The organism is Butyrivibrio sp. (assembly GCF_024699075.1).
Genome location: NZ_JAILQF010000294.1, coordinates 1 through 11,450 on the forward strand (window position 1 = coordinate 1; position 11,450 = coordinate 11,450).

Genomic DNA, 11,450 nt, shown 5'->3' on the forward strand with positions numbered 1-11,450 from the left:
AAATTTCTGATAAAGCACTCCTCTTTGAGTTGCTTTCTAATTTCGTTATTCATAAAAATCCTCCAGAATTAAATGTTTTCAGTAACAAAAACATTCTTCCGGAGGAGGGCGAACTCTTAGCAGTAAAGAGTTGTGAAGAAAAACAGAAAATGTTAATCTTTTCATAGGCGGAAGTAGTGGTTTTGTTTTTGTGTGGTAACTTAAACAATACTCCTTTTAGGAAACACTATCTACCGCCTTTTTTAAAAGAAAAACGCTGCGTCACAGCCTTGGCAGGCCGTCGCGCAGCGACTTAGTTCTCTTGGAATATAACCCTTCCAAAACATTCTAAAATTCTTTAAAAGATTAGGATATAAAACCTAGAATTATACCTTTACATCATTTCATCTACTATCTAATCCCAAGGATTTGTTTTATATCATCTATATAATCTTCAACAAGTTCAGGTGTATCCCCATCGAATTCTATGACAGTATCGCCTATTTCATCGTACAATGCTTCGTTGATTGCATCTATCTCTATAGCTAACATTAGATGATTAGATGCAGCATATTCAATGACATTTCCGCCTGCAAGAAGGAGATTAACAATATTCATCTGATGTTCACTGATAAGTAAGTTACCGGATGGCTGATCATTACTTACAGCTTTATTATTAGCATCATTATCATTAGATGCTTGGTCGTTAAAGACATCACCCTTTAAAATATAGTCTTTAGAAATATCATCTTCAGTAATATCATCCTTGATATTATTATCATTTTCACTTGGTTGTAATTTATAATCATATACTGAAGCGTTGTTATTTGATCCTGCTTTAGTTTCATTATCTACCGATACTTCATCTTCAAACTTCATAAACTCATCTTCATCAGACATTTCTTCTTCGGTGATAAGCTGATCTCTAGTGTATGCAGCGTCTTTTCTGATTCCGGAGAGTTTGCCAAAGTCTATGTGTATCTTAGGCTTAGCAGCTTCTTCTTTTTCCTTGATATAAGTATCTGCAGCATCAGATATAGCCTGGATTATAAGAGGGAGGTTGAGCTTTTGCTGCAAGGGATGTCCAAAGGAGAACTTCCTACGGCAGATCCTGTCTATCTCTTTGCAGATAGCGCCAAGGTCGCTGCTCTTACTATCAGCCTTGTAGAAGGTTTCAAGGCTCCAGTGGCCGTCCCTGCATCTATAGATTCTTGCATCACTAAAGACATATTCATAATCTTCATAGTGGATATGATCATAGAATATAGCCTTCCTGAACATGTGATATGGATACACGCCCTTTGCCCCAAAGCACTTTTCAAGGAGCATGGGCTTATTGTGTTCCTGATAGAAGAGCGATACATTCCTATATGCTCTTACAGTGACCTCTTCCATGTCTTTAGGATTTTTTTTGTAAAAAAGTGATCCTTTCAGACTATAAGAGGACAATGCATCTATGGCTTCAAAGATCTTATGTACATCATCTTCTGATAATCCAACACCGGGATCTTTGGATGTTTTATTATCATTTATGATATTTTCTGAAGGCGAACTTATTTTATCGTCTTTTATATCCCTTATATAGTTTTCATATGTCAAAATAGTAGACAGGCTGTCATCAAAGCTCTTGTCATAGACCCCATCTATAAGGCTCTCCGGAAGGTTATAATAGACCACATAGTCCTTAAGCCAATCCTGTATATATTCGTGCATCGAAGGATCCTTATCACCGAATACTTCGTCTATATACAAAAGCTTCCTAAAACCTTCCTCAGGATCTGATATACCAATATTACATAATATTTCGTATAAATATACATAAATAAAGGATAAAGAAGTAATAGAAGATCCTGATAAAGAATATGCATCTATCTCCCCGTTTCTAAAGCGCCTTCTAAAGTCAAAATATCCCTGCAGCTGATCATTATTCATAACATGATAAGTCGGGAAATATCTTGTGAATCTTCCGTGAAAGTCATAAGGCTCTTCATAGTCTTCCATGAATTTGCCCTGCTTATAGAAATAGTAGCCATCAGCTCCCGGTTTTGAATCAAGGACATTATAAAGCTCCTTCATCTGGGCGATCATTGGTGGGAGACTTTCATCAGCACGCCTTCTTCCGCCAAAAGAAAGGGGCTGATCCTTGTAAGTACCTGTAAAAGTAACCTTTGCCGGAATATCTATATCTTTTGATATATTATAGTCATAATTTTTATCAGCACAAAAAGACCTGTTATACTTTGAATCATTACTTATATCAAAAGACTTATTATATTCTGAAGAAGATGATAAATCCTTATGATCCCTTGTGATCTCAAAGCTTATATCAAGAAGCTCAATTATCTTTTCAAGATCAACGCTTCCATCAAGAAGTATCGTGATCCAGTCCTTCTTACTCATATGATACGCCGGAAGAAAACCTTTTTTGCCAAGGTAAGATGAAATGTCCTCTTCGCGGCATCTTAAATCTATGACATCATAAATACGCCCGGGGGTAAGTCCCAGGCGTTGTCCGTCCACGTTCATAAAAAGAGCGTACCACTTAAGTGAGCTCTCATGCCTGAGAACTGCATACTCAGGCAGCAGAGTCCACGGATATATTGGCTTTGTATTATATTTATTAAGGGAATATTCTAGGATTTCATGACGAAGAGAATCTGAAGGGATCATATAGCTTCTCTCTTAAGTCATTTACTCTTTTTGGAGGATTTCTTGATATGCTCTAAGTTAAGCTCAGGCATAAGTTCTGTATCGATTATATTAAGCATCTCCTGAAGCTTGTCATAGTCCTCTTTAGAAAAGCGTTCCTTGCATCTTTCATCTATAGTCTTAAGATATGACTCATAGATGTTGGAGTAATTTATATACTTTTTGGTCGGACGTATATGGTATTCACGCTGATCTTCCTTGGACTGAATCTTCTCAATATAACCTTTCTGCAAAAGACTGTTAACTCTATATGCAGCATTAGGTGCAGAAATATTCATCATATGAGCAAATTCAGCTATTGTTGGATTCTTAAGAGCGCTGATACATTCCATACTGAAAGTTTCAACTGTTGTAAGAGTAGCCTCACGGGTCTCAAAATTTGAAAAGATCTGCATATAAAAATGAATCCTGAATTTACTGTAAATGTCTGAAAGAGCTTTGCCAAGCTTATCCATCTGTGCCTCCTGCTATACTAAAACTCATAAAAGAACCGTTCTATAACAATAGCCATAAGACGATGGTTATAGAACAATTCATTTATCATGTTAATTAAAAAATTTGTTGTACTACAAGTATAACAGTTTTGAAGATTAAAAAGAAGCTTTACAATAATTGTTTTTAAAGCATTTAGTTATATATTTGCAGGGAATAGAAGTACATCCATGTACTTCTGGACATTCCCCTATTACGTCCTGTAATGTCGGGAATAGAAGTACGTCCATGTACTTCTGGGCATTCCCTTTTTACGTCCTGTAATGCCGGGCTGGAATTCGGGATCATCAGTCCATAGACACAGCAAACATAAGCTCAGCTTTAACAGCAATTTTGCCACCAACACGTGCCTCGGCGCTTGCAATTCCAAGAGGACCTTCCTGACGGATGAGTTCGCATTTAAGCTCTACTACATCTCCCGGAACAACCTGCTTCTTAAAACGTGCCTTATTAACTCCTCCAAAAAGAGCGATCTTGCCCCTGTTTTCAGGCATTGAAAGAAGAGCAACAGCACCTGTCTGAGCCAGAGCTTCAAGAAGGAGTACTCCCGGCATTATAGGTTCACCCGGGAAGTGTCCCTGGAAGAAAGGCTCGTTCATAGTAACGCACTTTCTTCCAATAGCCCACGCTCCCGGCTCATAATCTTCGATAACATCTACAAGAGCAAAAGGGTAGCGGTGTGGCAGGATTTTTGCTATTTCTTTAGCAGAAAGTATATTGGGATTTTCTCTTGGTTCTTTTGGTAATGACATAATAACCTCGCAAAACTAAATTCAAAAATTAACAACTACCACCATTAAGCTGTAATATTACAGCTTAGTCCTCAAATTTCTTGAATATAAGGCACGCATTGTGGCCGCCAAATCCAAGGGAGTTACTCATTGCATACTTAACATCAGCATTTCTTCCTTCGTTAGGAACGATGTCAAGATCGCACTCAGGATCAGCATTCTTGTAGCCGATAGTAGCAGGTATGAATCCCTCATCTACAGCCTTAACACAGAATACTGCCTCAACACCGCCTGCGCCGCCAAGAAGGTGACCAGTCATAGACTTTGTACTTGAAACAGGAACCTTGTAAGCATCTTCTCCAAATACTTTCTTGATAGCCTTGGTCTCGCCTGCATCGTTAAGATGTGTTGATGTACCATGTGCGTTGATAGATGAGATATTTGAAGCTGCGATAGCGGCATCTTTAAGAGCAAGTCTCATACAATCTGCAGCGCCGTTACCTTCAGGGTCAGGAGCAGTGATATGGTATGCATCACAGTTAGCACCGTATCCTACGATCTCAGCATAGATATGAGCACCACGCTTTTTAGCATGCTCAAACTCTTCGATCACAAGTACGCCGCTTCCTTCACCCATTACAAATCCGCTTCTGTCAGCATCGAAAGGAATACTTGCTCTAGCAGGATCTTCAGAATAGGAGAGTGCTGTCATAGAAGAGAATCCTCCGATTGAAAGGGGAGTTATAGATCCTTCAGCACCGCCGCATACCATAACATCTTCATAACCGTCTCTTACTCTGTGGAAGGCATCGCCTACTGCATTAGATCCACCTGCGCAGGCTGTAACAGGACATGTACACATTCCCTTAAGACCATGAGCTATAGCAACTCTTCCTGCAGCCATGTTTGAAATAGACATAGGAATATAGAAAGGAGATACACGCTCCCATCCCTTCTCCTGTCCTCTTGTATGTTCCTGCTCGATGATACCGATTCCGCCGATACCACTTGAGATGATAACACCGCATCTTGCAGCTTCATCTTCACTTACCTTTGATTCATAAAAAGGTATCTCTTTGCCTTCAGCATCTGTCTGACCCTCTTTTACAAGACCTGAATCAAGGATTGCTTCTTCTGCAGCATACAAAGCATACTGTGTGAATGGGGCCATACGTCTTGCTTCACGCTTATTAAGACGCTTTGAAACATCGAAATCCTTAACTTCACCGGCCACCTTAACCTTAAAATCTGTTGTGTCAAAATAAGTTATAGGACCAATTCCGCACTTGCCGTTTTTGATAGCATCCCAGCTCTCTAAGACGCTATTACCGGTAGGGTTAACTGTTCCTATTCCTGTTACGACGACTCTACGCATAAAAACTCCTTTTAAATTCTCAAAACCAATATTAATAATAAAAACTAAGTAATGTTATCAGACGCCAATCATTCCACTCTAAATAAACTGACATCAAGTTTTTTTAATATGTTAAGTTAAACTCGCAAACGCTTCGCTTTTTGCTCGTTATAAAAAAAATATATCAATAAAGTCTATATCTTATACAGATATCAGCATCCCATACCGCCATCAACGCCAAGTACCTGACCTGTGATATAGGATGACTTCTCTGATGCTAAGAAAATAGCTGCATTTGCTATATCAGAAGGTTCGCCTGCCTTCTTCATAGGGATAGTAGCAAAGGTTGCCTCCTTGGCAGCATCTGTCATCTCTTTGGTCATATCTGTATTGATAAATCCGGGAGCTATGGCATTACAGGTAATATTTCTTGATGCAAGCTCCTTAGCAGTAGACTTGGTAAGACCAATCAGGCCTGCCTTACTAGCAGAATAGTTGATCTGACCTGCATTACCGTGAAGACCTACAATACTTGATAAGTTTATGATGCGGCCATAGCGCTGCTTCATCATAGGCCTTGTTACTTCCCTTGTCATAAGGAATGCACCTTTAAGATTTGTAGATATAACATCATCAAAATCTTCAGTGCTCATCCTCATAAGAAGACCGTCTCTTGTGATACCTGCGTTATTTACAAGTACGTCAACTCGTCCAAATTCGTTCATTGCAGCTTCTACCAAGGCTTTAGCACCATCCTCTTTAGATACATCTGCCTGAACTGATATAACTCGTATCTCTTTATTATTATCTGAAGCAGCTTTAAAGCAAAGCTCTCTTGTTTCGTCTGCTTTAGCGCTGTTACCTGCGTATCCGATCACAAGATCATATCCTTCACTTGCCATAGAAACAGCTATAGCTCTTCCTATACCGCGGCTACCACCAGTGATCAGTGCACATCTTTTTGTTTCACTCATTAGTTATTCCTCTTCTTTATCTTTATGCACTAAGCATTCTTTTAGACAGCATTTCTTCAAATTCCGCAGCTGTTTCTACAGGGTAGATAACATAATCATCTATACCGATAGCCTTTGCAGTCTTTTTTACAAATCCTGTAAGTGCATGTCCCGGACCTACTTCTACAAACTCTCTAACTCCAAGTTCAAATAGACGTCTTATGATAGCTTCCATACGAACAGGGCTCTGAACCTGCTTTACAAGAAGATCTTCAATTGAAAGGTCTTCTTCATTTTCTTTTCCCAGATAATCATAAAGAACAGTAATGGATTCCTTGTTAAAAGAGATATCCTTGAACTTACCTGCAAGTGCATCTCCCGCACTCTGCATAAAGCTTGTATGGAAAGGACCGCTTACGGAAAGCGGAAGTACACGCTTTGCACCAGCTTCTTTGGCATACTCGCCAGCCTTATCAACAGCAGCTTTCTGACCACTTATAACAAGCTGACCGGGGCAGTTGTAATTACAGATCATGACAACTTCGCCTGTTTCCTTGCTTGCTTTTTCGCAGCACTCATTAAGTACATCTTCATCAAGGTTAAGTACAGCGCTCATGCCGCAGTTAATTCCTTCTGCAGCCTTGGCCATAGCCTTTCCTCTGAAAGCGGCAAGTTCAATTGCCTGTCTTGAAGAAAGTACGCCTGCAGCTTCAAGTGCTGAATACTCTCCAAGTGAAAGACCAGCAACATAGTCAGCTTCAAAGCCGTTTTCTTTTAAAAGAGCTGTCATACCGCAAGCAAAAGCAACCATACATGGCTGAGTATACTGGGTTTTGATAAGTTCTCCATCAGGATCTTCAAAACAAAGCTTGTGAAGATCAAAATCAAGAGTATCTATTGCACTGTCAAATTCTTTTGCAAAAGCTGAATACTTTTCGTACAGATCCTTGCCCATGCCTGCATGCTGTGCGCCCTGACCTGCATATAATATAGCTGTTTTCATATATATCCTTTCTAAAATAAATAAATCTTTGATATATAACTCTAAAGAATAATACTTATATATTTATGTTTTATTTATTGTCTGTTACATAGCTTCCTTAACTTTACTAAAATCAATGCCCTTGCAAAGATCAGCAAAGATATCTGCTACAGGTCTTATCTGTGTAACCTGACCACAGGTCTGACCTGTCATAAGTGATCCTGTCTTTACATCACCTTCAAATACGGCTCTTCTGAGGGAACCAAGTGTATATTTCTCAAGCTCTTCAAGTGTTGCGCCTTTTTTTTCCTGGGCAACGTACTCACGAGCCATTTTATTCTTAAGTACTCTTACAGGAGTTCCGCCGATACGTCCTGTAACGATTGTGTCACTTCCCTTGGCTTTGATGATCGCATCCTTGTAATTGTCATGAATAGGACATTCTACTGATCCAAGAAGACATGTACCAACCTGTACACCGCAAGCGCCAAGTTCAAGTACTGCTCGCATCTGTCTGTTATCAGCAATGCCGCCTGCAGCAATAACAGGGATATTGACCATATCACATACCTGAGGTACAAGTGTCATTGTTGTCATCTCGCCTATGTGACCGCCTGATTCGCATCCTTCTGCAATAATTGCATCTGCGCCGCAGTCTTCAAGGTGCTTTGCAAGTATAGGAGCTGCTACAACGGGCATTACGAATATTCCGGCCTTTTTGAAACTGTCCATATACTTACCAGGATTACCTGCTCCTGTTGTTACAAAAGGAATTTTTTCTTCACATACTATCTTTACGAATTCCTCAGTCTGAGGATGCATAAGCATTAGATTTACACCAAATGGCTTATCTGTTATCTTCCTTGCATCTTCAATCTCTTTTCTCAAAACTTCAGGAGTCATACCTCCTGTTGCTATAATTCCAAGGCCGCCGGCATTAGAACATGCTGCTGCAAAAGCACCTGTTGCTATGTTGGCCATAGCACCCTGAATTATCGGATATTTTGTTCCAAGTATATTATTTAAATAATTCATACCTTACCTCTTGTGTTCTTAAGAACAATTTATTATTTGGATTTTGGATGATGATACAATCATCATCTTTCTCCGCCTTCAAAGCTTAACATTACTCCTCCCCAGGTCAGACCTGAGCCAAAGCCGACAAGGATGAGCTTGTCACCTTTTTTGAGCTTTCCATCTTCGTATAATTCAGAAAGTGCAAGCGGTATTGAACCGGCGCTTGTATTACCAAAGTGATCCAGATTCTTATAGAATTTGGATGGATCTTCCTTGGCCTTTTTGACAACGTGATCGATTATACGTGAGTTGGCCTGATGACATACAACGTGATCGATATCACTAAGAGTTATGTCATGGTCATCTTTGATAGCAAGAAGCTCATCTATGCATTTGGGCATAGCCCATACTGCAAATCTGAAAACTGCCTTGCCGTCCATCTGAATGTAGCTATTGTCATTACCTGCACCAAGACAGGATATTTCCTTGCCGCCTCTTGCGCCAAGGACCTGACGAAAAAGAGTTTCCCCATCTCTTTCTATTACACAAGCTCCGCCTCCATCTCCGAATAGTACACAGGTTGTCCTGTCTGTCATATCAAGAAGGCGCGAGAGCTGCTCCATTCCGATCACAAGTCCGTATTTCTTATCACTTGCTTCGAGTAGTCCTCTTGCAACGCACAAAGCATATATAAAGCCGCTGCATGCAGCATTTACATCAAGTACCGGAATATCTTCCGGAAGTTCAAGTGCCTCTTGTACAAGGCATGAAACTGAAGGTGTTGCATAATCTCCTGAAATAGTAGCGCAAATGACACATCCTATTTCATCTTTGGATATTCCTGATCTTTCCAGGGCTTTTTTTGAAGATTCTATAGCCATGGAAACACAGGTCTCTCCATCTTCGCAAAAATATCTTGAATGTATACCGGTCCTTGTTGAGATCCATTCATCGTCTGTCTCTACGATCTTTGCAAGATCATCATTGGTAACTTTAGCTTTTGGATGACAACCGGCTACCGATAGTAATTTAATTCCCTGCATTAATTAACTTTCCTTTCAGGCCTTTTTGCGGAAAAAAGATGCAGGCTCTTTTACCTCACCTATATTCCTGTATTTTTCATGCCTGTCGGCAATTATATCCTTGGCATTCATTCCTCTGTAAGCTGTAAGGGCTTTCTCTATAGAAAGTGCAAGCTTCTCATAAACATCTTCAGAGTCTACCTGCATACCGCCTTCGGGCTCTTCAATGATCTCATCGCAAAAGCCTGTCTCTTTAAGATCATAAGAAGTCATCTTCATAAGTTCGCAGGCTTCCTCAGCTCTTCCTGAATCTTTCCATAATATAGAAGCAAAGCCTTCTGGTGAAAGAACAGAATATACTGCATTCTCAAGCATGATAACTCTGTTAGCTACGCTTATTGCAAGAGCTCCGCCGGAGTTACCCTCACCTGTAACTACTGTGATAACAGGAACAGAAAGGTGTGACATAGCTGCAAGATTTCTTGCAATTGCTTCACCCTGGCCGTGTTCCTCAGCTTCTTTACCGGGATAAGCGCCTGGTGTATCTATAAAAGTAATTATAGGACGGTGGAATTTCTCAGCCTGTTTCATGATACGAAGAGCCTTACGATAGCCTTCAGGACGAGGCATTCCGAAATTGTAGTCCATATTTTCCTGAACAGTATGACCCTTGTGATGACCAAGAACTGTTACTGGACGTCCGTTAAAACGGGCAATTCCACCGAAAATACTCTTGTCTTCATCAAAAAGATGATCACCCTTTTGCTCAAAGAAATCTGAAAACAGGTGCTCTATAAAGTCTTCAATATGAGGTCTTGTAATTGAACGTTCAATAGAAACGCGCTGAAGTGGTGATAGATTTTTATTCATTAAATGCTACCTCCTTTTTCTGAAGAAGAGTTATGCCGTGATTTTCGCTTCCCTGGTGGAGCTTCAAAAGATCGATCAGGGTATCACGCATATCTTTTCTTTCAACTATCTTGTCAACAAAACCGTGTGATTCAAGATACTCAGCTCTCTGGAATCCCTTAGGGAGCTTTTTGCCTATTGTCTGTTCGATAACTCTTGGTCCAGCAAATCCTACAAGGGCTCCTGGCTCAGCAAGTGTTATATCTCCAAGTGTGGCAAAAGAAGCTGTGACACCACCTGTAGTAGGGTGTGTTAAGTAACTTATATAAAGACCACCTTGTCTTGAAAACTCTTCAATAGCATCAGCAGTTTTAGCCATCTGCATAAGAGAGTAGATACCTTCCTGCATTCTGGCACCGCCACTTGCTGAGAAGATGATAAGGGGTCTTTTCTTCTGTGTTGCATATTCTATTGCTCTTGTAACCTTTTCTCCAACTACGCTGGACATTGATCCCATAAAGAAGTGAGAATCAAGAACTACGCATACGGCTTTAATTCCGCCGATACGTCCTCTTGCACAGACAGCTGATTCTTTCATGCCTGTCTTTTTCTGCTGCTTTTGAACTTTGTCTTCATAATCTGGGAAATCAAGCGGATCTGCTGGAGACATATTTGAATCCATCTCCTTCATAGTACCTGCATCGAATACTGCCTTAAGACGTGTCTGCGCACTTAAAGGAAGGTACTTGCCACAGACAGGACATACATAAAGAAGCTTCTCCCATTTAGGAATCATCTGTCTGCGTTCACATGAAGGACATGTAATGAAAAGTTTATCCTGTATACTCATTAGATAAAGTCCTTTCAACATTTTAAATCTGAATATATGTTCTTAAGTAAATCTATTGTTTTAAAATTTTACTTTTAATTTACTTAATATGTATAAAAATATATTCATTGATATATGATACACATGAATTATTATTCAATAATCATTCATATTTATTAAATTTGCATTTTGCTTCAAATGATCATGCACACGATAGGGAAGCATGTATCTGTGAAGATCAATGTATCCGGATCCGTGTGCAGTCAAATGAAGTAAATATCCTAGATATTGTATAGGGACAAATAAGATCTAAGTTAAGCTACTTTGTTGTCCTTAAGGTAAGCAACAACCTTGCCTACTGTATCAAGCTTAGCGATAACTTCATCAGGAATCTTTGTTCCGATAGCATCTTCAAGAGCCATGTGAAGCTCTACAAGGTCAAGTGAATCTGCTTCAAGATCTTCTGTAAGAGAAGCATCCTCAGTAACCTTATCCTCGTCGCAGCCAAGTGTGTCTACAATAATCTTCTTAAC

General features: G+C 39.8%; 11 protein-coding genes. All 11 read right to left on the minus strand.

What is annotated here, in order from left to right:
* Positions 1-390 precede the first annotated feature (390 nt).
* Positions 391-2,649 carry a TerB N-terminal domain-containing protein gene (locus K6G87_RS11905; RefSeq protein ID WP_292164019.1) on the minus strand — a complete coding sequence of 753 codons (2,259 nt, stop codon included), beginning with the start codon at positions 2,647-2,649 and terminating at the stop codon, positions 391-393.
* 17 nt (positions 2,650-2,666) lie between these two features.
* The gene (locus K6G87_RS11910) at positions 2,667-3,143 is read right to left on the minus strand and encodes a MarR family transcriptional regulator (protein ID WP_022753328.1); all 477 of its coding nucleotides are present in this window, start codon (positions 3,141-3,143) and stop codon (positions 2,667-2,669) included.
* Between the two features lie 324 nt (positions 3,144-3,467).
* Positions 3,468-3,932: a 3-hydroxyacyl-ACP dehydratase FabZ gene (gene fabZ / locus K6G87_RS11915; RefSeq protein ID WP_296837503.1), complete on the minus strand. Its 465-nt coding sequence runs from the start codon at positions 3,930-3,932 to the stop codon at positions 3,468-3,470.
* A gap of 64 nt (positions 3,933-3,996) precedes the next feature.
* Positions 3,997-5,286 (minus strand): beta-ketoacyl-ACP synthase II, encoded by a 1,290-nt coding sequence (fabF, locus tag K6G87_RS11920; protein WP_296837506.1) that lies wholly within the window; start codon positions 5,284-5,286, stop codon positions 3,997-3,999.
* Between the two features lie 191 nt (positions 5,287-5,477).
* Entirely contained in the window at positions 5,478-6,239 is a 762-nt protein-coding gene (gene fabG / locus K6G87_RS11925; protein WP_296837510.1) for a 3-oxoacyl-[acyl-carrier-protein] reductase, read from the minus strand.
* A gap of 22 nt (positions 6,240-6,261) precedes the next feature.
* The gene (fabD, locus tag K6G87_RS11930; RefSeq protein WP_296837512.1) at positions 6,262-7,221 is read right to left on the minus strand and encodes an ACP S-malonyltransferase; all 960 of its coding nucleotides are present in this window, start codon (positions 7,219-7,221) and stop codon (positions 6,262-6,264) included.
* Positions 7,222-7,305: 84 nt separating this feature from the next.
* Positions 7,306-8,235, minus strand: coding sequence for a nitronate monooxygenase (locus tag K6G87_RS11935; protein WP_296837515.1), 930 nt, complete (start codon positions 8,233-8,235; stop codon positions 7,306-7,308).
* A gap of 62 nt (positions 8,236-8,297) precedes the next feature.
* Positions 8,298-9,260 carry a beta-ketoacyl-ACP synthase III gene (locus K6G87_RS11940; protein WP_296837518.1) on the minus strand — a complete coding sequence of 321 codons (963 nt, stop codon included), beginning with the start codon at positions 9,258-9,260 and terminating at the stop codon, positions 8,298-8,300.
* A 15-nt stretch (positions 9,261-9,275) separates the two neighbouring features.
* Positions 9,276-10,109 carry an acetyl-CoA carboxylase carboxyltransferase subunit alpha gene (locus K6G87_RS11945; RefSeq protein WP_296837520.1) on the minus strand — a complete coding sequence of 278 codons (834 nt, stop codon included), beginning with the start codon at positions 10,107-10,109 and terminating at the stop codon, positions 9,276-9,278.
* Positions 10,102-10,938: an acetyl-CoA carboxylase, carboxyltransferase subunit beta gene (gene accD, locus K6G87_RS11950; RefSeq protein ID WP_296837522.1), complete on the minus strand. Its 837-nt coding sequence runs from the start codon at positions 10,936-10,938 to the stop codon at positions 10,102-10,104. The genes K6G87_RS11945 and accD overlap by 8 nt, the downstream gene beginning before the upstream one ends.
* 293 nt (positions 10,939-11,231) lie before the next feature.
* Positions 11,232-11,450, minus strand: a 219-nt coding sequence (gene acpP / locus K6G87_RS11955; protein WP_296837524.1) for an acyl carrier protein, incomplete at its 5' end; no start/stop codon positions are given.